Raw genomic sequence first — 21,246 nt, 5'->3', positions numbered from 1 at the left:
AATGGCAGCGGCAGTGGATCCGGAACGCACCGAGTGGGACGTCATCGTGCTGGGCGGCGGGGCGGCGGGCGAGAACGCGGCGCAGTACGCCACGCAGTTCTCCGGCCTCGACGCGGTGCTGGTGGAGGGGGAGTTGCTGGGCGGCGAGTGCTCGTACTTCGCCTGTATGCCGAGCAAGGCACTGCTGCGCCCCGGCGAGGTGCTCGACGCGGCCCGCCATGTGCCGGGGGTGTCCTCGGTCGTCGGGGACGCACGGCTGGACGTGGACGCCGTCCTGGCCCGCAGGGACGCGATCGTGAGCGGCCTGTCGGACGACTCGCAGGTGCGGTGGGCGCTGGGCGCGGGCATCGACGTGATACGCGGACAGGGGCGGCTGGCCGGAGAGCGCACGGTGGTGGTCGGCACGGCCGCCGGCGGCACCCGGACGCTGACGGCCCGGCACGCGGTCGTCGTGGCGACGGGTTCCCTGCCCGCGGTGCCGGGGATCCCCGGCCTCCGCGAGGCGCTGCCGTGGGATTCGCGCGATGTGACCAACGTGCACGTGGTGCCACGGCGCGTGGTGATCCTGGGCGGTGGCGTGGTCGCCTGCGAGGCGGCGACGTGGCTGGGCGCGCTCGGCGTCGAGGAGCTGACCGTCGTGCACCGGGGTGCTGAACTCCTCACCCGGCAGGAGCCCTTCGCGGGCCCGCTGGTCGCCGAGGGGCTGCGGTCCGCGGGCGTCCGGCTGCTGCCGGGGCGCGGCATCGCCGAGGTGCGGCGCGCCGACGTCCGCGACACCGGTCTCGGGCTGCCGCGCGGGGGCGAGGTCACCGTGGTGCTGGACGACGGCGGCACGCTCGTCGCCGACGAGATCGTCGTCGCGACCGGCCGGACACCGCGCACCGACGACCTCGGCCTGCCCTCCGTCGGCCTGCCGGACGGCGGCTATCTGGACGTGGACGACCAGCAGACCGTCCGCGGGGTGGACGGCCGGTGGCTGTACGCCGTCGGCGACGTGTGCGGGCGGGCCCTGCTGACGCACATGGGCAAGTACCAGGCGCGGGTGGCCGGTGAGGTGATCGCGGCGCGGGCGGAGGGGCGGCGTCCGGAAGAGCAGCCGGAGGGCCGTGAGCCCAGCCGCCTCAGCACCGCGGCCGGCCACCGTGCGGTTCCGCAGGTCACGTTCACCTCCCCCGAGGTCGGGTCCGTCGGCCTCACGGAGGAGGAGGCCCGGGGCGCGGGCGTCGACGTCGAGACGGCCGAGTACGACCTGGCCGCCCTCGCCGGCACCTACCTGCTCCGGGAGGACTACGCGGGACGGGCCAAACTCGTCATCGACCGTGCGACGGACACCCTGGTCGGGGCGACGTTCGTGGGCCCGGGCATCGCGGAACTCGTCCACGCGGCGACCACGGCCGTCGTCGGACGCATGCCGGTGTCGTCCCTCTGGCACGTGGTGCCCAGCTATCCGACGGTCAGCGAGATCTGGCTCCGGCTGCTGGAAACGCTGGAGGGCCGGCGCAGGAAGGGCTGAGCGGTACGCCGCGGCGCCCCGCTCCGGTGACCACCGGGGCGGGGCGCGTGACGTCGGGGGATCAGCTCTCCGAGGCGTACGCCACGAAGCGCGCCCAGGCGCGGGGCGCGAGCGCGAGCTGAGGACCCCCGGTGTCCTTGGAGTCACGGACGTGGACGGTGCCGGGGCTGGTGGCGACCTCGACGCAGGACTCGCCGTTGTTGCCACTGCTGTAGCTGCTCTTGAACCACGCCAGTTCGGAGGCGCCCCCGGCAGCGGTCGTACGGATCATTTCTCTCCCAGCAGATGCTCGATGAAGGCCAGTGACTCCCCCGGAGGGAGAGCCTGCGCGCGGATGGTGCCATATTGCAGCTCAATGATGCGCAGTTGCCTCAGGTCGGAGACGGGGCGGCCGTTGAACGCACCGTCTGAGCGTCCCACCGCCGTGCCGTCGGGGAACTTCAGCAGCTCGATCCTGCCGTCCAGACCGGAATGGACGTCGCGGTGCGTAGGCATCACCTGAAGGGTGACGTTCCGCAACCGGCCCACCTCCAACAGACGTTCGAGCTGCGCTCGCCACACCATTGTGCCTCCGAGAGGGCGCCTCAGAGGCGCCTCTTCCAGCACAAAGCTGAGCGCCGGTGCGGGGTCCCGCTCGAAGACGGACTGCCGGGCCACACGAGCGGCCACCATCCGCTCCACATCATCCTGCGAGTAGGGAGGCTGGGCGGCCTCGATCGCCGCCCGGGCATGCTCGGGCGTCTGCAACAGTCCATTGACGCTGTTGCACTCGTACACCCCGATCTCGACAGCCTGGGCCTCCAGCTTCCCCAGATCCCGAACCTTCTTCGGGTACCGGACCCGCCGCACGTCCTCCTTCATCGCCGAGATCAACCCGTCCGCCCCCAGCACCTCGTCCGCCTTGTCCAGGTACTCGGGCCGGGGGATCCGCTTGCCGCCCTCGATCTTGTACACCATGTCCTCGCCGTACCCCACGGCCGCCCCGAACTCGGCGGCCCGCATCCCGGCGGCCTCCCGGCGCAGCTTCAACTGCCGTCCCACCGTGGCGATCACGGCGATGCCCCAGTCGTCGTCCGGGTCCACCTCCCAGCCCGGCTCGTCCAACTCGTCCCGAAGCCGTACCGCCTCGCCGTCCACCGTCATGTCCGCCCCTCCGTTGTCCTGCGTCGCACCGCGACGCCCTACCCGTACCAACCGTCCAGACCGTCCGGACAGCACCGGACAAGAACCCGACAGCGGCCGTACGCAACCGACTTGTCAGGCTTCAGCGTAATCAGCCGTACACGTTGCGTGATAGGAATACGAATGCAGAAAACACCGCATAACCGAGGAACGCCATGGTCAGTCCGCCTCATGAGGCGATGCACCGCATCTTCCAGCACGATCCCGAGCTCTTCACCCGCGTGTCCCAGGTACTGGGGATCACGGTCCCCGCCCCCGCCAAGGTGACCGTGATGCCCACGGACCTCACCGAGACGAGCCCTGTCGAGCGCCGGGTGGACACCCTCTTACGTCTGGAGAGCGCCGAGCGGGACGCCTTCCTGCTGGCCGTCGAGGCCCAGGGGAAGCAGGATGCCGCCAAGCCCGCGAGCTGGGCGTACTACGTGTCCTACCTGTGGACGAAATACCGGCTGCCCACCGCCCTGCTGGTCGTGTGCCAGGACCACGCGACCGCCCGGTGGGCCCAGCGGGCGGTGTCCAGCGGTCCACCGATGCTGCCCACGCTGACCCTGCGCCCCGTCGTGGTGGGCCCGCACAACATGCCGGTGATCACCGACCCCGACGAGGCCCGCGCCGACCTGGCCCTGGCCACCCTGTCGGCGATCACGCACGCCGCGAACCCGGACATCGGTGCCATACTGAAAGCCCTGTCCACCGCGCTGCAGGACGCACCCGAAGCCGTACAAGACCCCATCGTCGAACTCACCGCTCAGGGCCTGGGCAACCGCCCGGCCAAGGACCTCTGGAGGAATCTGGTGGCCGTGGACCTCTCCTTCTACAAGTCGTGGCTCTCGGAGGAGATCCGCGACGAAGGCCGCGCAGAAGGCCGCGCAGAAGGCCGTGCAGAAGGCCGTGCGGAAAGCCGGGGGCAGGACATCTTGCTCGTTCTGGCCCAGCGGGGCCTGGACGTGACCGAGGAGATCCGCACGCGGATCACCGACTGCGACGACCCCGAAATCCTCCGCCAGTGGCTCGCCCGCGCCGTCACCGCACCCTCGGCCGAAAGAATCTTCGACAGCGAGTGACACGCAGGGACCGACGCCCGTGGCGGGCCGTGGGCGTCGGTCCCTCACCCCACGTACCGCCGCGCCCGTGAGCGGCGCTGTTCGTGTTCCAGGAGGCGGAGGCGTGCCTCGATGTGTTCGGGGACGACCTTGCGTTCGCGGAGGACCCAGGGGAGGCCGGCCGCGGCCTCGGCGAAGGCCCGAAGGGACGCGATGTCACGGGGCACGGTGCGGGCGAGGTACAGGGTGCGGCGCAGTGCGGCCGGTGCGGGCCTGCGGAGCCAGCAGAACCAGAGCGTGTTGCGGATGCCGTGGATGCGCCTGAGGCGGCTGTCGCGGTGCGGTGACGGCTGGTGGTGGACCGTCAGGCCGGGGACGTAGGCCAGCCACCAGCCCCGCGTCGCCAGGTCCGTGGCCAGGAGTTCCTCCTCGCCGCCCAGCCACAGCCGGGGCGAGAAGCCGCCGGCCGCCCTGAAGGCGTCCGTCCGCAGGACCGTGGCCGCCGCGAGGAACGACCCCAGGGCGGGGCCCGGCAGCCAGTCGGGGCCCGTCAGCGGGGAGTTCCGCAGCTCCTCCACCACGGGGTCCTCGACGCCCTGGGGCTCGACGACTATGCGGGCGGTGACGGCCGCGAGGCGGGGGTGGCGGTCGAGGAGGTCCGCGGCGCGGGCGAGCGAACCCGGCGCCCACCACGAGTCGTCGTCACAGAACGCGACGTAAGGCGTCTCCACTTCCCGGACGGCGACATTGCGGCCCACCGCCCCCAGATTGCGGCCCGCACGCAGCACCCGTACGCGCGGATGCACCCGCGCGGCCGCGTCCGCGGAACCGTCCGACGAACCGTTGTCCGTCACCAGCACCCCCGGCGCCTCCGGCAACGCCACCAGACGCTCCAACGTCCGCAGCAACTCCCGCCGGCGATCCCGCGTGATCACCACCACCGTCACCCGGTCGTCGGGCACGACCCGGTCTTCCGGCATGGCCCGGTCACCCGGCATGGCCCGGTCACCCGGCACGGCGCGGCCATCCGGCACGACCCGGTCCTCCGGCACGGCGCGCCCCCTCGGCTGCCCTTTCGGCCGGTTCTCCGGCTGCCCCTTCGTCCGTCCCCTTCGCGCCGCCGCGCGTTCGTCGGTCATGGCGCCTCCCTTCCGTCGGCGGGCGCACCCGTCTTCCGGCCTGCGGGTCGGGCGCGCGGTCCCCGCTGCCCGGACCTGGTGCCGTCCCGGTCGGGCCCGCCGTCGAGCCGGTACGCACGAGACCCGCTCGCCGGTGCCTGTGACGCCCGCTCGACCGCCCGCGCCGCCCGTTCCACCTCCGGTGGCAGCGGCCTCCTGGTGCGTAGCGCGGCGGGCAGCCGGGCCACCGTCCCGGCCAGGGCGCGGCGGGCGACCGGGTCGCCGGGGGCCGCGGCCGCGAGGCGGGCGGTGGCGCGGAGGGCCAGGGGCAGGGGGCGGCGCAGCCAGAGGGTGAGGAGTTCGTTGCGGCGCACCAGTGCGGCGCGGTGCTGGCGCGGCGCGCCGGCCGGGTGGTGGTGGGCGGTCAGCTGGGGGCAGTAGGCGACGCCCCAGCCGCGGGCCATGAGGTCGTACGCGAGCAGGGTCTCCTCGGCGCCGAAGAACAGCAGCGGGTGGTAGCCGCCCGCGTCGAGGAACGCGGCGCGGCGCGCGACGGCCGCACAGCCCAGGAAGCCGAGGATCCGGGGCCCCGGCAGGTCGTCGGCGGGCGGCAGCGGGGACGCGGCCAGCACGGCGTTGACCGGGTCCTCCTCGCCCGCGGGGCCGACGAGGGTGCGGGCGGCGGCGAGGCCGAGGCGGGGGTGGCGGTCGAGGAGGTCCGCGGCGCGGGCGAGCGAACCCGGCGCCCACCACGAGTCGTCGTCACAGAACGCGACGTAAGGCGTCTCCACTTCCCGGACGGCGACATTGCGGCCCACCGCCCCCAGATTGCGGCCCGCACGCAGCACCCGTACGCGCGGATGCACCCGCGCGGCCGCCTCCGCGGAACCGTCCGACGAACCGTTGTCCGTCACCACCACCCCCGGCGCCTCCGGCAACGCCACCAGACGCTCCAACGTCCGCAGCAACTCCCGCCGCCGGTCCCGCGTGATCACCACCACCGTCACCCGGTCGTCAGGCATGGCAGCCGTCCGTCCGCCCTGCCGCCGCGGCGGGCGGCAGGTCCGCCACCGCGGCGAGGACGTCCTCGGGGGTGATCCGTAGCAGTTGGGGGTCGGGGGTCCGCCCGTGCGGGTCGCCCGGCGGGCCCGGGTACCAGAGCGCGCGGTGCGCCGGGTCGGGCGGCGGGCCCCAGAGACGGGGCGCCACGGGCCCGAAGAGGGTGACGGACGGGGCTCCGTGGGCGACCGCGAGGTGCGCGATGCCGGTGTCCCCGCTGAGCACCGCGCCGGCCTCGGCGACGAGGGCGGCGAGCAGGTCGAACGACGCCCCGGTGACGACGTCTTCGGGGCCGAGTCCCGCGTGCTCGGCGACACGTGCGGCCAGGCCGGCCTCGCCGGGTCCCGCGGTGACCACGACGCGGCGGCCGGCGCTGCGCAGCGCGGCGGCCACGGTCCCGTACCGCTCGGCCGGCCAGCACCGGGACTCCGCGCCGGCGCCGGGGTGCACGACCACCGCGCCGGGCGCGGGCGAACGCCGCTCGGGCGGGGGCAGCCGCAGGTCGCCGGGGTCGGCCGGGATGCCGTAGAACGTCAGCAGGCGGCACCAGCGGTCGCGTTCGTGCTCGTCGGAGCGCCATACGGGGCCGTGCACGGCGGGGGTGTCGGGGTGCGCGAAGGCGAGCAGCCTGCCGGGGCGGAGGCGGTGCAGCAGGAGGTGGCTGGGCGGGCCGTTGCCGTGCAGGTCGACCGCGATGTCCGGCGGCGGCCCCGGCCAGTCGATCCTGCGGGGCACGGCGCGGCCCGGGGCGGAGGCGGCCAGCAGCGTGTCGACCGCGCCGCACGCCGCGGCCGGTGCGGCCAGCGCACCGGGCGCGGCGAGCACGATCTCGTGCCCGGGGAAGGCCCGGCGCAGGGCCCGCAACGCGGGGACGGCGGCGAGGAGGTCACCCAGGCCCAGGGCCCGCAACACCAGCAGCCGGGGGCGGCCCCGGTGCGGTCCGCCCTCCGGGCGGGCTTCACCGGGGCCGGTGCCCGTGCCGGTGCCCGTGCCGGTGCCGGTGCCGGTGCCCGTGCCGGTGCCGGTACCCGTGCCGGTGCCCGTGCCGGTGCCCGTGCCGGGGCCGGTGCCCGTCGGCCCGGTGGCGGTGGCGTCCCGCCGTGTGACGGTGGCCGTCGGCCTGGAGTCAGGTGGGGGTGGGGGTGTTGTCCGCCACGTACCGGCCGGTGGGTGGTTGCTCGCGCAGTTCCCCGCGCCCCTGAGGGCACCGGGGTGCTCCCCACTCCCACGGCACCCCGTCAGGGGCAAGGCGAACTGAGCGGCCACGCCCCCAAGGGGCGCGGGGAACCGCGCGACCCGCCCCGGCGGAACAGCCGCACCGTCCCGAGAGCCGGTGTGCCGGATCACCGCGGCACCCCCGACGTCACGGCCGCGCCGGCCCGTTCGGCGAGGCCGGTGCTCGACCGGCCGTCCAGGTAGGGCAGCAGCACGGCCTGGCCGCCCCACTGCTGGAGCAGCGCGGCCTCGGGGAGTTCGTCGAGGCCGTAGTCGCCGCCCTTGACCCACAGGTCGGGACGGAGCCATTCGAGCAGGCGCTCGGGGGTGTCCTCGTCGAAGACGGCGACGGTGTCGACGCACTCCAGGGCGCGCAGGACGCGGATGCGGTCCGCGACCGGGTTGATGGGGCGCCCCGCCCCCTTGCGGCGGCGCACCGACGCGTCGGAGTTGACGCAGACGACCAGGCAGTCGCCGAGCCGCCGGGCGGCCTGGAGGAGTTCCACGTGCCCGGCGTGCAGCAGGTCGAAGCAGCCGCCCGCGGCGACGACCGTGCCACCCTGCGCCCTGATCCGCTCGACGAGGCCGGCGCCCTCCCAGCGAGGAGTGCCGTCCGGCCGAGGAGCGGCGTCCCGGCGCGGGATGCCGTCCGGCCGGCCCGCGCCGCGGCCCGTGCCATCGCCCGGCGCGCCACCGCCCGTGCCATCGCCCGGCGCGCCGCCGTCCGGGCCGCGACCCGCCGCGCCACCGCCCGCGCCGCCGCCGGCCGGGTGGCCGTCCAGACCACCGCCCACCGTGTCGCGGTCCCCGCTCCGGTCCTGGCCCGCGGACCGTCGCGAGCCCTCGCCGGAGCCGCCGTCCGAACCATTCCCCGCGCCGGCATTACCGAGGCGACCGCCCCCGCGGCGCGCGGCACCGGGCCCCCCGCCCGCGGCACCGGGGCCCGCCCGCCCCGCGGCGGCCATGGCGGCCGCCTCCGCGCCGGCCGCCGTCCCCGCACGGGCGAGCGCGGCCGCCCCGCCCGCCGCCACGTACTCCGTGGCCGTCCGGATCGCCGCCCGCACCGCCTCCTCCAGCAGGGCCCCTTCGCCGAGCAGCGCCGCGGCCGTGACGGCGAACCGGTCGCCGGCCCCGCACGGGTCGGCGCCGCGGGCACCCGTCGTCGGTACCAGCAGCGGGTTGCCGCCGTACGACAGCAACGCGCCCTGTTCGCCGAGGGTGACCGCGACGGCCGCGGACTGCCAGGCCGCCACCAGCGCGGCCGCGTGCCGGGCCGCCTCGCCCAGCGCCGAGCGGGGCGCACCGCCCCGCGTGTGGTCCCGCGCACGGTCCCGTCCCGGACCCCACGCGCCGTTCCCGGTCCCGTCGGGGCCGCCGGGGCCGCCGGCCCGCAGCGCCGCGAAGAACGCGCGGGCCTCGGCCGCGGACGGCACCACCAGCCGGGCGCGCGGCACCGGCGGCCCGCCGCGTGGGTGCGGATCCCACACGAGCGGAGTGCCCGGGGCGCGCTCGGCGAGCACGTCGCGCAGCACGTCCACGGTGCCGCCGCCGTAGTCGGCGGCGAGCAGGGCCCCGGCCGACCTGATCGCCCTGACGGCGTCCGTCGTGGCGGTGGCGGCGCGCCCGCCGCCCCTGTCGTACCTGAGCAGCACGCGGTCCCCCGACAGGACACGGGTCTTCTCGGGGAGTTCGCCGTCCAGCGGCACGGGCACCAGCGTCACCCGCGGGTCGAGCAGGGCGCGCAGCCGCTCGCCGGCCGGGTCCGCGCCGAGCGCGGTGACGAGGACGACGTCGCGGCCGTCGCGCGCGGCGAGGCACGCGGCCAGCGCGGCCCCGCCGGGCCGCAGCCGCTCCTCGGCGTCCGCCACGACGGGCACCGGGGCGTCGGGCGCCAGCCGGTCCGCGCGTCCGGTGAGGTCCCGGTCGAGCAGCGCGTCACCGACGACGACGAGGGGGGCACGGCCGGTCATGTCGCCTCCCCGGTCCACACGGCACCGCGCGCCCGCACGCCGCCGTCCGCCCGCACGGCACCGTCCGCTCCCGGTGCGCCGTCCACCTGCACGGCACCATCCGTCCCCAGGGCGCCGTACGTCCCCATGGCGCCGTCCGTCCCCACGGCCTCCCCCGGCCGCACGGCTCCGTCCACCCCCACCACCTCGTCGAACGCCTCGCACACCATGTGCACCGCCACCAGGTGGAGTTCCTGGACGGTGGCCGTGGCCGCCGCGGGGACGCAGAGGGACTCGTCGGAGGCGGCCGCGAGGGGGTTGGGAGCGGGGCCGGTGAGGGCCCAGACGTGCATGCCCACGTCCCGGCCGGCCTCCGCGGCGGCCAGGAGGTTGGCACTGGCGCCGCTGGTCGACAGCAGCATCAGGACGTCGCCGCGCCGCCCGTGCGCGCGCACCTGGCGCGCGTACAGCTCGCGCACCCCGTAGTCGTTGGCGATGGCGGTGCAGGCCGAGGTGTCCGCGTGCAGGGCGATCGCGGAGTACGGGGCGCGGTCGGCACGGTAGCGGCCGACCAGCTCGGCGGTGAGGTGCTGGGCCTGGGCCGCGCTGCCGCCGTTGCCGGCGGCGAGCAGCCGGCCGCCCGCTGACAGGGTGCGCGCCAGCCGGGCGCCCCAGCGGTCGGTGATCTCCGCGCTGCGGCGGAACGGGCCCAGCGCCGCCAGGAGTTCGTCGCAGTGTCCGCGGACCGATGCCATGGTCATCACGCCACCTCCTTCGGCAGTTCCCCGGCGCGCACCGCCTGTTCGTAGACCTCTTCGTAGACCTGCTCCACGCCGTCGGCGACGCGGTCCCAGGTGTAGTGGGCGAGGGCGCGCTCGCGGCCCGCGGCGCCGTAGCCGCGCAGCAGGGCCGGGGAGTCCAGCAGTTCGTTCACGGTGGCCGCGAGGGCGTCGGGCCTGCCGGGCGGCACCAGCCGGCCGGTGACGCGGTCGGCGACGGTGTCGAGCTGGCCGCCGACCGTGGTGGCCACCACCGGCACCGCGCAGGCCATGGCCTCCAGCGGGACGATCCCGAACGGCTCGTAGACCGGGGTGCACAGCACCAGGTCGGCGCTGCGCATCAGGTCCGGCATGTCCTCGTGGGCCACGGCGCCCAGCAGCCTGACCCGGTCGGCGACGCCGCACTCCGCGGCGATGCCCGTCAGGCGTGCCGCCTCGGGCTCGGTGTGCAGCCTGCGCGCCTCGGGGCCGCCGGCGATGACGAGTTCCGCGCCGGGGATGTCCGCGAGGGCCCGGACGGCCAGTTCGTAGCCCTTGCGCGGCACCAGCCTGCCGACGCTGAGCAGCCGCCGGGGCCGCCCCCGGCCGGCCCGGCCGGACCGCTCGCCCGGGGGCGCGGGCCGGAACCGCTCGGCGTCCACGCCGCAGGGCACGATGGCGGTGCGGCGCACGGGTATGCCCATGGCGGTGAGTTCGTCCACCTCGTCGGCGCAGGTGGCGAGGACACGGGAGCAGCTGCGGCCGATCCTGCGCTCCACGGCGACCCGCTCCGGCGGGCTGGTGTCGGCCTGGCCCTGGTGGCGGCGCTTGACGGTGCCGAGGGCGTGGAAGGTCTGCACGACCGGGACGCCGAGTCCGTCGGCGCCGGCGAGCGCGGCCATGCCGGACATCCAGAAGTGGGCGTGCACCACGTCGGGCGGTTTGGCGTTCCACTCGCGGTTCAGGTGGCGTCCGAACGCGCTCATGTGCGGGAAGAGCGCGTCCTTCGGCAGCACGGCGGGCGGGCCCGCGGTGACGTGCTCGACGACGACGCCCGGCGCCATGGGCACCCTGGTGGGCCCGCCGGGCGACTCGCGGCGGGTGTAGACGGTGACGTCGTGGCCGCGGGCCGCGAGGATGCCGGACAGCCGGGCCACATAGACGTTCTGGCCGCCGGCGTCGGGGCCGCCGAGCGCGGCCAGCGGGCTGGCGTGCTCGGACACCATGGCTATCCTCATCGGCTCACCTCCTTCATCAGCCGCTCCCAGTCGTCGAGGAAGCGGGTCAGGCCGTAGCGGGACAGGGCCGCGGCGCGGGCGCGTTCGCCGACGGCGCGGGCCTCCGCGGGATCGGCGACGAAGCGGCGTACCGCGTCGGTGAGCACGTCCAGGCGGCACGAGACCACGCCCGCGCCCGCCGGCACGGCCTCGGTCACCTCGGTGGTGGCGAGGGCGACCACCGGCATGCCCAGGTGCATCGCCTCCAGCAGCGACAGGCCGAGGGAGGTCCAGCGCACGGGGTGCAGGTAGAGCCGCCGTTCTGCCATGGCCTGGTGCAGGTCGCGCTGGGTGAGATCGTGGCTGCGGCAGCGGTCGGGGGCGAGCCCGAGCCGGTCGGCGAGGTCCCGGGTGGCCATGCCGAAGACGTCGAGGGGGGCCGCGGCGGCGAACCGCGGCAGGAGGTCCGTGCCGGTGGTGCGGCCGCGCCGCAGCGGCTCGTTGACGGCCACCGCGGCGCGCGGCAGGCGGCCGGTCCACAGCGGGCCCGGATCGACGATGCCGTGCTCGATCACCGTGGCGGGCGCACCGCCGTTGTCCCACATCAGGTGGTTGAAGTGGGTGACGTGCACGAGGTGGACGCCGGGCAGGCCGGCGGCCGGGTGGCGAGTGTCGGGCACGTCTCCGCCGGGGGCGTTGTGCTCCAGGTAGACGGCGGGCACGTCGCGCCCGGGCCGCCGTCCGAGCCACTGCTCGGCGAGCCGGTACTCGTGCGGGCGCTGGAGCACCACCAGGTCGACGTCCGTCTCGCGCAGGCGGTGCGGCGGCACCTCGACGACCGTCCGCGGCCAGTCGAACGTGCGCGCCCTGCCGAGGCCGTCGGGCCCCCGGTCGGGCGTGACGGGCACCAGATACGTGTGCGGGCCCTGGACGAACGCGGTCGTCCAGGAGCCGTGCACATGCCAGATAAGGATTCTCATGAGGGCCCATCCCGGAGCTTCTCGACTGCTTTGAGGACGTCGTCGGCGGTGACGCCGGACAGGCACGGGTGGCCGGCGACGGGGCAGACGCGGTAGCGCCGGTCGGCACAGGCCGCGTCCTGGTCGCCGAGCAGCACGTGCGGCACGCCGTAGGGCCGCCACCGCTCGGCGGGGACGACCGGGGCGAACAGCGACACGACCGGGGTGCCGACGGCGGCGGCCAGGTGTGCGGGGCCCGTGTTGCCGCAGACCACCGCGGACGCCCCGGCGAGCACGCCGGCGAGCTGGGCGGGGCTGGTCCGGCCGCCGAGGTCGAGTCCGGTGCGCCCCGCGACGCGGGCGGTCAGCTCGCGCTCGGCGGGGCCTCCCGTGACGATGGTGCGGTAGCCGGCCCCGGTCAGGCAGCGGACCGCCTCGGCGCAGCGCTCCGGCGGCCAGGTGCGGGCCGGGACGCTGGCGCCGGGGTGCAGGACGACGTAGGGCCCGGGCCCGGTGAGCCGGTGCGCGGCGGGCCCCGGGCGCACCCGCAGCAGGCCGTCGTCGTCCGCGGGCAGCGGGAAGCCGGCGGCTGACGCGAGGTCGAGGGAGGCCCGCACCTCGTGGACGCCCGGGGCGCGGTGGTGGCGCAGGTCGAGCAGGCTGCCGGGCCAGTCCTCGCTGTCGGCGCCGATCCAGGGCACGCCGGCCAGCCGCAGCAGCAGGGCCGTGGGCAGCGGCGACTGGTGGAACGAGGTGAGGATCAGCGCCGCGTCGGCGCTGATCCGGGCGGCGGTGGCCAGGATGTCGGCACGGTCGGCGGGCGGCGGGTCGGCGCCGCCCCAGGGCGCTTCCCAGGGCAGCACGGCGTCCACGCCGGGCAGCAGCCGGGCGGCGTGCGCGCCTTGGGGGCTGCACAGGACGGTGACGTGGTCGGCGTGGGCCGCGGCGGCGCGGATCGCGGGGCCGGCGAGGAGTACGTCTCCGAAGCCGTCCAGGCGTGCGATGAGGACCCTCATCGTTGCTCGCCCCTCTCGCCGGGGAGGCGCGCCGGTGCGGGGGGCTGCGCCAGCGGTCCACCATTGGCCGGGGGCCCGGCACGACCTGGGCTGCCCCCTCGCGGCAGTGACGACCTGCCCGTCTCGTCGTGGCTTGTCGCGCAGTTCCCCGCGCCCCCATACGACGCACCGGCACCGGACACCTCGCCGTCGACCGAGCGACCGGCACGGCCCGGGCTGCCCCCTCGCGCCAGTGACGACCTGCCCGTCTCGTCGTGGCTTGTCGCGCAGTTCCCCGCGCCCCCATACGACGCACCGGCACCGGACACCTCGCCGTCAGCCCAGCGACCGGCGCGGCCCGGGCTGCCCCCTCGCGCCAGAGGCGACCTGCCCGTCTCGTCGTGGCTTGGCGCGCAGTTCCCCGCGCCCCCATACGACGCACCGGCACCGGACACCTCGCCGTCAGCCCAGCGACCGGCGCGGCCCGGGCTGCCCCCTCGCGCCAGAGGCGACCTGCCCGTCTCGTCGTGGCTTGGCGCGCAGTTCCCCGCGCCCCTGTACAGGGCAACGTCGCCCAGCAGTCGGCGTACCGCGGTCAGTAGGTCCGGGGCCACCTCCTGGGCCGTGTGGATCTCTTCGGGGCGGGTGTCTGCGGTGGGGACCAGGATGGGTCGGGCGCCGGCGCGGTCTGCGGCGGTCAGGTCGGTGCCGATGTCGCCGATGACCGCGCACAGGGCCGGCGGCACGCCGAGCCGGGCGGCGGCGGTCAGGATGAGGCCGGGGGCCGGCTTGCGGCAGTGGCATCCGTCGGCGTCGGCGTGCGGGCAGACGGCCCAGACGTCGAGGGGCCCCAGGAGGTGTTCGACGCGCTCGTTGACGCGCCGCACCGCGGCCGGCGTGAGCAGGCCGCGGGCGATGCCCGGCTGGTTGGTGACGACGCCGGTGCGCACCCCGTGGGCGCGCAGCAGTTCCAGGGCGCGCCACGCCGTGGGCACCGGCTGGACGCGGTCGGGGTCGCCGTTGTGGGGGACGTCCACGACGAGCGTGCCGTCGCGGTCGAAGAGGACGGCGGCGGGCGGTCGGTGATGCTCGGTGCGGATGCTGCTCATGGGCCGTCACCCGCTTCCCGGGGTCCTGGGCGGCAGGCCACCGTCCGGAGCCATCGGCGGCTGGGCGCTTCGCCGGGTGCGGCGCGGCGGGTCGCCGCCCCGGGTCCGGCGCGTTGGCCCCGGCCGCCGCCGCGGGCCGCCGCCCGCCGCCCAGGGTGCCGCGCGCCGGTGCCGCCAGTGGCCGTGCAGCAGGTGCCAGGTGGCCGCGGGCGGGATGAGGACACTGGTGGCGAGCATCGCGGTGACCTCCGCGCGGTCGCGCGGGCCCGGCGCGATGCGCGCCCAGGCGAACTCGGCGGTGCCCGCCGCCCACGCCGCGGCGGCGGCCGCGGCCGGGCGGGGCCGGCCCCGGGCGGCGAGCAGCAGGGCGGCGCAGCCGGCCGCGGTGACGGCCAGGTGGCCGGGGATGCGGCCGAGGGGCGCGCCTGCCCTGCGCCGCCAGCCGCGGCCGTGCAGGCGCCGCATCAGCGCGTCGTCGGCGTTGCCGCGCTGGGCGCGCAGCGACGCCCACCGGTCGGCGGGCCGCACCGGGTGGCGGGTGGTGCGCCGGCCGCGGCTGAGCTGCCAGCCGGCGCCCTCCACCCGCAGGGCGAGGTCGGCGTCCTCGCGGAAGGCGCGCGGGAACCGCTCGTCGAAGCCGCCCACCTGTTTCAGCGCCTCGGCGCGGTAGGCCATGTCGGCGGTGATCCACAGCGCCGTCGCGAGGCCCGCGGTGCCGCGCTCCGCGTCCGTGGGCCGCCGGTGCCCGGGCAGCGGCACCTCCAGCGCGGCCTGCACCCCGGCCGTGCGGGGGCCGGCGGCGGCGAGGTCGAGCGCCAGCTCGTCGCGCCACGCCGGGCCGACCTGGACGTCGTCGTCGAGGAAGACCACCCAGGGCGCGGAGACCGCGCGCAGGCCGGTGTTGCGGGCGGCGGCGGGGCCCCGGCCGCCGGTGTGGAGCACCCGGCTGCGGGCGCGCAGGTCCCCGAGCGCGGCGAGGGCGCACGCGAGGGGCCGCGGGTCCGCCGCGCCGGGCGGCGGGCGGTCGTCGACGACGACGATCTCCCGCGGCGGCGGCCCGCTCGCGGCGGCCAGCGCGGCCATGCAGTCGGTGAGGCTGCTCCGCCCGACGGTGGGCACCACCACCGCGTAGTCGGGCAGGCCGACGGCGCCGTCCGGAAGGCTCGTGGCATCGTGCGGAGCGCTCATGCGAAGGCCCTCCCCCTGCGGACCGTGTACGGCCCGATCGCGAGCAGGTCGACGGGGGCGGAGCCGAAGCACTCCAGGGCGTCGCGTGGGTCGTCGACCATGGGCCGTCCCGCCGTGTTGAGGCTGGTGTTGACGACGACGGGCAGCCCGGTGCGGCGCTCGAAGGCGGCCAGCATCCGGGCCACCAGGGGCTCCTCGGCGGCGTCCACGGTCTGGATGCGTGCCGTGCCGTCGACGTGCACCACGGCGGGGATCCGGGCGCGCCACGGCTCGGCGACCTCGTGCACGAAGAGCATGTAGGGGCTGGGCAGCGGCCCGTCGAAGAGGTCGGCGGCGCGCTCGGCGGCCACCATCGGGGCGACGGGACGGAACTCCTCACGGCCCTTGACGCGGTTGAGGCGGTCCAGGTTCTCGGCGCGGCCCGGGTGGGCGAGCAGGGAGCGGTGGCCCAGGGCGCGTGGGCCGTACTCGCTGCGGCCCTGGAACCAGGCGACGATGCCGTCCCGGGCGAGTTCCTCGGCCACCGCCTCGGCGATGTCCGGCGGGCGCTCGTACGGCACGCCGGCCTCGTCGAGCCACCGGCGCAGCTCGTCGTCGCCGAAGGACCTGCCGAGGCCGGCACCGGGCATGGGTGCGGTGGTGTCGCCGAGGGCGGCGGCCACGTGCAGGGCGCTGCCGAGCGCGGTGCCCGCGTCCCCGGCCGCGGGCTGCACCCACACGTGGTCGTAGGGGCCCTTGGCGGCGATGCGGGAGTTGGCGACGCAGTTGAGCGCGACGCCGCCGGCCATCGTGAGCGCGGCGCCGCCGACCTCGCGGTGCAGCCAGTGCACCAGGTCGAGCAGGGTCTCCTCCAGGCACTCCTGGACGCTCGCCGCGAGGTCCGCGTGCTCCTGCTTCCACGGCTCCCCGGGGCGCCGGGCGGGGGCGATCGCCTCCCAGTCCACACCGTGCGCGGTGAAGCCGCCGCCGGTGGCGTGCAGGTGCGGCCGGATCCTGGGCAGGAAGCGGGGGGTGCCGTAGGACGCGAGGGCCATCACCTTGTACTCGTCGCTGCTGCGCAGGAAGCCCAGGTGGGCGGTGAGTTCCTCGTAGAGCAGGCCGAGGGAGTGCGGCAGCTCCTGGGCCGCCGCCACGTGCAGCCGGTCGCCGTCGTAGCGGCCCGCGAGGTGGGAGGCGGCCTCGCCGCGGCCGTCCAGGACGAGGACGGCGCTGGACGGGTGCGGGGAGGCGGGCCCCGCGGACGCGGCGTGGGCCATGTGGTGCGGCACGAACCGCACGATCTGGGGGTCGAGCCCGGGCAGCGCCTCGGCGAGGAAGCCGGGGGCCTGCCGGGCATAGGCGATGCGCAGGTGGTCGAAGGGGTCGTCGAGGCCGAGCTGGTCCGCCGGGCGGGTGAGCGCCGGGTCGAAGGAGTAGCCGACGGCGTCCAGGTCCTGCGGCGTCAGGCCGGCCTGGCGCAGGCACCACCGGGCGGAGTGCTCGGGCATCTCCCAGGCCGAGAACGGCACCGGGCGCTTGCCGTGCTTGCGCCGGCTGAAGCGCTCCTCCTCCGCCGCCGCGACCGTCCGCCCGTCGACGACGAGTGCCGCCGCGGGGTCGTGGAAGACGGCGTTGATGCCCAGAACGCGCATGGTCGGCTCCCTTGGGGATCGGTCCGGCCCGGGCGCCGGCCGGGTCGGGCTGTGGAGGAGGAGGGACTGTCTCGGTAACCCTCAGCAGCGACGTCAAACGCCGCCCGGTGGCTCCCCGATCAGTCGGGGACCGCCGATCGGGTCCCTGGCCTGGCCTTCGACCGGTCTGTCCGGACCGCGTCGTCGCGGGTGCCGGCCGGGCCCCCGCTCACGTGCTGTGCCGACCACCACTCGGCGGTGCGCCCGATGCCCTCCTTCCAGTCCACCTCCGGGCGCCAGCCGAAGCACTGGCGCGCCAGCGTGGTGTCGGGGCGCCGTTTCGCCGGGTCGTCCACCGGGCGCCCGATGAAGGTGACGTGGGACCGCGAGCCCGTGACGTCGATCACGCGCCGCGCTATCTCCAGCACGCTGGCCTCGTCGGTACCGCCGATGTTGACGGGGCCCGGCAGGTCCGACCTGACCACGGCGAGGATGCCGGCCACGGTGTCGTCCACGTAGCACAGCGAGCGGGTCTGGCTGCCGTCGCCCGCGACGGTGAGGGGCTCGCCGGCGAGCGCCTGGGCGATGAACGTGGGCACGGCCCTGCCGTCGCCGGCCCGCATGCGCGGCCCGTAGGTGTTGAAGATGCGCACGATCGACGTGTTCGTGTCCCGCGCCCGGCGATGGGCCGTCACCAGCGCCTCCGCGAACCGCTTCGACTCGTCGTACACGCTGCGCGGCCCGATCGGGTTGACGTTGCCCCAGTACGACTCCGACTGGGGGTGCTCCAGCGGGTCGCCGTACACCTCGGAGGTGGACGCCAGCAGGAACCGTGCGCCGTCCCGGTGTGCGCGCTCCAGGGCGTTGCGGGTGCCGGTGCTGCCGACATCCAGGGTCTCCAGCGGCAGCCGCAGGTAGTCCGCGGGCGAGGCCGGGCAGGCCAGGTGGAGTACGAGGTCGAAGGGGCCGGGCGCCGCCGCGACGGCCTCCGGGTCGGTCACGTCGGCCGGCAGGAAGTGGAACCCGGGACGCCCCTCCAGGTGGGCCACGTTGGCGCGTGACCCGGTCACCAGGTTGTCCAGGCACACCACGTCCGTGCCCTCGTCCAGCAGTCGTTCACACAGGTGGGAGCCCACGAACCCCGCGCCTCCGGTCACCAGCGCACGTTGCCTCTCCTCTGTCCGCACGGGCTCTCCTTTCGTAGTGGGCCGTCTCGGCGTCAGGCGGTTGCGAGTAGGCCCGACCGGCGGGCGGCTAACCTCAGGGGTCCGCCCGCGTGACCTCCCGGAGGCCGGCCGGCGGCGGGCCGCGGGGGCCGGTCCCGCCGGTTCGGCCGGCCGCGGCGGACGGTCGTGCCGTCCACCGGAGGACGGTGTCGTGCCCGCCGCGGAAGACGGTCGCGCCGTCCCTGGTGGCCGGTCCAGCCGTCCGTGGTGGACGGTCCGCCGGTCCGCCGGGGGCGGTCCTGCCCCACGGTGCCCGGGCCGGGTCGGCCGCGGGGCGCACGCGGGTGGTTTGCCGCGCCGCCCGCCGGGGACCCGGACGTTCCGCGCCGCACGGCGCGTGCCGGACGCCGTCGACCGCCGGAGCCGGACAGTGCCGCAGTCAGCCCCGCAGCCAGCGCCCCGGCCGACGCCCCGGTCGGCGGACGACCGCTGCCCCGGGGCGCTTGTCGGGCCAGGGCCCGGCCCCGGACCGGGGCCCGCGGGAACCGCCGCCGGCGTGCGGGCCGGCGGACCCGGCGAACCCCTCAGGGTCCTGCTCGCCGGCTGGTTCAGCTTCTCCGACGGCGAGGTCACGGCCGGGGACGTGCTGGCTCTGCACCGGGTCCAGGCGGTCCTGGACGCCTCGGGGGTGCCGTACGACACGGCGTGGAGTCCGGGCTTCCGGCCCGCGGGGCTCCGGCTCGACCATGCGGATCCGGACGCCTATTCCCATCTGGTGTTTGTCTGCGGCCCGTTGCACGGGCCCCAGGTGGAGGAGGTGCACCGCAGGTTCCACCGGTGCCGGCGGATCGCGGTGGGCACATCCGTCATAGCCGAAGATGACCTTTCTTCTACCGGTTTCGACCATATCCTCTCCCGCGATGCGCCGCATGCGGAGCCGCGGCGTGACCTCGCGGCGGCGGCGCCGGGCATCCCGCGGGTTCCGGTGGTGGGGGTGATCCTCACCCGGGGGCAGGGGGAGTACGGGGAGCGGCGGCGCCACGACGACGTGGCGGAGCGGCTGACGCGGTGGCTCGCCCGGCGGGACTGCGCACGGCTGCCGCTGGACACCCGGCTGGACGCCCACGACTGGCGGCACGCCGCGACGCCCGGACAGCTGCTGTCCGTCCTGGCCGGCCTGGATGTGGTGGTGACCGATCGTCTGCACGGGCTGGTCCTCGCACTGCGGGTGGGGGTGCCCGCGCTGGCGGTGGATCCGGTGGCCGGCGGCGCGAAGGTTTCCGCGCAGGGGCGCGCTTGCGGGTGGCCCGCCGTGCTGGCCGCGGACGACGTCTGCGAGGCGTCGCTCGACCGGTGGTGGGCGTGGTGCCGCACCGAGGGCACCGCGCTGGCCCGGCGCCGGGCCGGGGAGTTCGCCGCGGGCCCCACGCCGGACGGCGCGGAACGGCTCGTCGCCACCCTGGCGTCCGGGGGTCGTCGGCCGCGGCCCCGGCTCCCCGGAGGCGCGCCGCCCTCGGCCTGACGCCTGCGTCCGGCACCCGCCACAGCCGGGCCTCAGCCGGCCCACGTACTACACGGCGGTGAGTCGGCAGCGCACTTCGGCCGGGTCACGGCGGACTCGACGGGCGGCTCGGGCAGGAGGCGGGGGAGGAGGCGGGGATCTGCTGTCGGAGCTGATCAGGAAGCGGCCCGGAACCTCTTCGTACACCCGGCCGCGCGGCCCAGGCGGAGGTGGCGGCGCGCGCCTCGCCGCCTGGGCCACCGGTTGCGCCCTCCTTGCCCTCCTGTGGTGGCCGGCCGTGCGCGGCCCTCTGCGATGACCCCTGTGGCGTGCCGGTCACCGAGCCGCCCTCAACCGGTGGCTGCTCAACCGTTTCGGGGGGTGCCTCTGGTGACCGGCGCCCCGGTGTGGCCCTGACGCCCCGGGCCTGTTCACGACGCGGTGAACCGACGCCGCTGTGGACCGGCTCCGCGCGGGGCGGATGGCACGAAGGGACCCACTGATCCACACGAAGGGGGACCCACTGATCCAGGGGGACGAAGGATGGTGTAGCACTGATCAGAGGTTTCCTCGATGATGCACGGAGTTGCGATGACTGATCTTGCGGAGTCCATCGAATCGGTGGAGCAGCTCGCTGTGGGCTGGCGTTCCATGGTTCTCGACCGGAACGCGGATGCGGATGTGCGAGACCTTCCGGGCATCGCCGTTCGTTGGGCCGACTGCCGTTTCGCTTTCTGGAACACCATCACCCTGACCGATGTGGGCGCGGACGCGAAGACGCTCGGGCAACGTCTGAGCCGGACAGCGGACATCATGCGGTCGAAGAAGCACCCGGGCTTCCTGTGGCTCTTCGAAGACCTTCTCGACGACGAGGCCCGCTCCACGCTTCAGACAGCGGCCGGGCAAGCAGGCCTTCAGCACGCCTTCCCCGGTACGGCCATGGCCGGAGACATACTCCCTGTTCCCGAACCGGTTCACCCGGACCTGACCTTCGTGCGCGTGACCACCGACGAGCACCTGCGAGCCTACGCGGATCTCAACTCGCGCGGCTACGGGTTCCCCCTGGAGGAGGGCCGCGACGGGCTCATCGGGTCCACGCTCTGGAAGAACGAGGTGTACGCCTACCTGGCCATGCGAGGCGACGTCCCGGTGGCCTGCGCCGGCACCATCCCCACGGAAGACCGCCTCTTCGTCGTGCTCGTCGCCACGGACCCCGAGTGGCAGCGCAGAGGATTCGGCGAGGCGGTCACACGCAAGGCCCTGTTCGAGGGCGCCCGGGCCACCGGACTGACCCGCGCCACACTGCACGCGACAGTCGCCGGGGCCCCCGTGTACGAGCGCATCGGCTTCAAGCCGGGCTCACCGATCCACTTCTACGGCCTGAAAGACTGATCCGGCGGCGCGAGTACTCGCTCCACCGGCCATGACGCACGCGAGGACTGCGGGTGACCTCGTCGAAGTGATGGGGAAGCAGAACATGGCGGGCCGGGGAGTGCCAGGTGCATAGCGGCCGCCCCTGAGGCCCGAAGGAGCGCGGGCCCTCTCATCTCCCTCAGGACGGTCACCAGCCGCGGGTGCGGGCGGCGCACGGTCGCGGGGGCGGCGCCGGGCCAGCCGTGACAATGGTTCTCATCTTCGCAGGCTCCCCGGAGACGGCCGTTCGT

Annotated in this window: 18 protein-coding genes; 4 read left to right on the top strand and 14 right to left on the bottom strand. The window is 75.8% G+C overall.

The genetic code is table 11. From position 1 onward, the window contains the following. Position 1 precedes the first annotated feature (1 nt). Entirely contained in the window at positions 2-1,513 is a 1,512-nt protein-coding gene (locus ACSMXW_RS25990; RefSeq protein ID WP_485799805.1) for a dihydrolipoyl dehydrogenase family protein, read from the top strand. 61 nt (positions 1,514-1,574) lie between these two features. On the opposite strand, the gene ACSMXW_RS25985 is transcribed toward ACSMXW_RS25990, so the two are convergent. Next, positions 1,575-1,784, bottom strand: coding sequence for a DUF397 domain-containing protein (locus ACSMXW_RS25985; protein ID WP_485799804.1), 210 nt, complete (start codon positions 1,782-1,784; stop codon positions 1,575-1,577). Then, the gene (locus tag ACSMXW_RS25980; protein WP_485799803.1) at positions 1,781-2,656 is read right to left on the bottom strand and encodes a helix-turn-helix domain-containing protein; all 876 of its coding nucleotides are present in this window, start codon (positions 2,654-2,656) and stop codon (positions 1,781-1,783) included. The genes ACSMXW_RS25985 and ACSMXW_RS25980 overlap by 4 nt, the downstream gene beginning before the upstream one ends. A 194-nt stretch (positions 2,657-2,850) precedes the next feature. Here ACSMXW_RS25980 and ACSMXW_RS25975 point away from each other — a divergent pair, with 194 nt between their 5' ends. Further along, the gene (locus ACSMXW_RS25975; protein ID WP_485799802.1) at positions 2,851-3,759 is read left to right on the top strand and encodes an RpnC/YadD family protein; all 909 of its coding nucleotides are present in this window, start codon (positions 2,851-2,853) and stop codon (positions 3,757-3,759) included. A 44-nt stretch (positions 3,760-3,803) separates the two neighbouring features. Here the strand turns inward: ACSMXW_RS25975 and ACSMXW_RS25970 are convergent, their stop codons facing one another. The 12 genes from ACSMXW_RS25970 to ACSMXW_RS25915 all read right to left on the bottom strand — a co-directional run bounded on the left by ACSMXW_RS25970 (position 3,804) and on the right by ACSMXW_RS25915 (position 18,102). Continuing rightward, on the bottom strand, positions 3,804-4,700 hold the full coding sequence (locus ACSMXW_RS25970) for a glycosyltransferase family 2 protein (protein ID WP_485808323.1): 897 nt from the start codon (positions 4,698-4,700) through the stop codon (positions 3,804-3,806). Between the two features lie 173 nt (positions 4,701-4,873). Further along, the gene (locus ACSMXW_RS25965) at positions 4,874-5,878 is read right to left on the bottom strand and encodes a glycosyltransferase family 2 protein (protein ID WP_485799801.1); all 1,005 of its coding nucleotides are present in this window, start codon (positions 5,876-5,878) and stop codon (positions 4,874-4,876) included. Next, positions 5,871-6,833 (bottom strand): glycosyltransferase family 9 protein, encoded by a 963-nt coding sequence (locus ACSMXW_RS25960; protein WP_485808322.1) that lies wholly within the window; start codon positions 6,831-6,833, stop codon positions 5,871-5,873. The genes ACSMXW_RS25965 and ACSMXW_RS25960 overlap by 8 nt, the downstream gene beginning before the upstream one ends. Before the next feature lie 425 nt (positions 6,834-7,258). Beyond that, positions 7,259-9,100 carry a D-glycero-beta-D-manno-heptose 1-phosphate adenylyltransferase gene (gene rfaE2, locus ACSMXW_RS25955; RefSeq protein ID WP_485799800.1) on the bottom strand — a complete coding sequence of 614 codons (1,842 nt, stop codon included), beginning with the start codon at positions 9,098-9,100 and terminating at the stop codon, positions 7,259-7,261. Further along, a complete protein-coding gene (locus tag ACSMXW_RS25950; RefSeq protein ID WP_485799799.1) occupies positions 9,097-9,840 on the bottom strand; it encodes a D-sedoheptulose-7-phosphate isomerase in 744 nt (247 codons plus the stop codon). Before ACSMXW_RS25950 ends, rfaE2 begins: the two co-directional genes overlap by 4 nt. Then, positions 9,840-11,075, bottom strand: a complete 1,236-nt coding sequence (locus ACSMXW_RS25945; RefSeq protein WP_485799798.1) for a glycosyltransferase — start codon at positions 11,073-11,075, stop codon at positions 9,840-9,842. The genes ACSMXW_RS25950 and ACSMXW_RS25945 overlap by 1 nt, the downstream gene beginning before the upstream one ends. Then, positions 11,072-12,034, bottom strand: coding sequence for a glycosyltransferase (locus tag ACSMXW_RS25940; RefSeq protein ID WP_485799797.1), 963 nt, complete (start codon positions 12,032-12,034; stop codon positions 11,072-11,074). Before ACSMXW_RS25940 ends, ACSMXW_RS25945 begins: the two co-directional genes overlap by 4 nt. After that, on the bottom strand, positions 12,031-13,029 hold the full coding sequence (locus ACSMXW_RS25935; protein ID WP_485799796.1) for a glycosyltransferase family 9 protein: 999 nt from the start codon (positions 13,027-13,029) through the stop codon (positions 12,031-12,033). The genes ACSMXW_RS25940 and ACSMXW_RS25935 overlap by 4 nt, the downstream gene beginning before the upstream one ends. Beyond that, positions 13,026-14,117 (bottom strand): D-glycero-alpha-D-manno-heptose-1,7-bisphosphate 7-phosphatase, encoded by a 1,092-nt coding sequence (locus tag ACSMXW_RS25930; protein WP_485799795.1) that lies wholly within the window; start codon positions 14,115-14,117, stop codon positions 13,026-13,028. Before ACSMXW_RS25930 ends, ACSMXW_RS25935 begins: the two co-directional genes overlap by 4 nt. Positions 14,118-14,123: 6 nt before the next feature. Beyond that, positions 14,124-15,305 (bottom strand): glycosyltransferase family 2 protein, encoded by a 1,182-nt coding sequence (locus tag ACSMXW_RS25925; protein ID WP_485799794.1) that lies wholly within the window; start codon positions 15,303-15,305, stop codon positions 14,124-14,126. Then, positions 15,302-16,936 carry a carbamoyltransferase family protein gene (locus tag ACSMXW_RS25920; RefSeq protein WP_485799793.1) on the bottom strand — a complete coding sequence of 545 codons (1,635 nt, stop codon included), beginning with the start codon at positions 16,934-16,936 and terminating at the stop codon, positions 15,302-15,304. Before ACSMXW_RS25920 ends, ACSMXW_RS25925 begins: the two co-directional genes overlap by 4 nt. A 119-nt stretch (positions 16,937-17,055) precedes the next feature. Continuing rightward, the gene (locus tag ACSMXW_RS25915; protein WP_485799792.1) at positions 17,056-18,102 is read right to left on the bottom strand and encodes an NAD-dependent epimerase/dehydratase family protein; all 1,047 of its coding nucleotides are present in this window, start codon (positions 18,100-18,102) and stop codon (positions 17,056-17,058) included. A gap of 535 nt (positions 18,103-18,637) precedes the next feature. Between ACSMXW_RS25915 and ACSMXW_RS25910 the strand changes: the two genes are divergently transcribed. Both ACSMXW_RS25910 and ACSMXW_RS25905 read left to right on the top strand, forming a co-directional pair. Beyond that, positions 18,638-19,603: a polysaccharide pyruvyl transferase family protein gene (locus ACSMXW_RS25910; RefSeq protein WP_485799791.1), complete on the top strand. Its 966-nt coding sequence runs from the start codon at positions 18,638-18,640 to the stop codon at positions 19,601-19,603. 570 nt (positions 19,604-20,173) lie between these two features. Further along, positions 20,174-20,974, top strand: coding sequence for a GNAT family N-acetyltransferase (locus ACSMXW_RS25905; protein ID WP_485799790.1), 801 nt, complete (start codon positions 20,174-20,176; stop codon positions 20,972-20,974). Positions 20,975-21,246 lie beyond the last annotated feature (272 nt).

It is taken from the genome of Streptomyces sp. DSM 116793 (assembly GCF_057320905.1).
The sequence above is the reverse complement of the archived record's forward strand: the minus strand, read 5'-3'. Positions and strand labels throughout refer to the sequence as shown.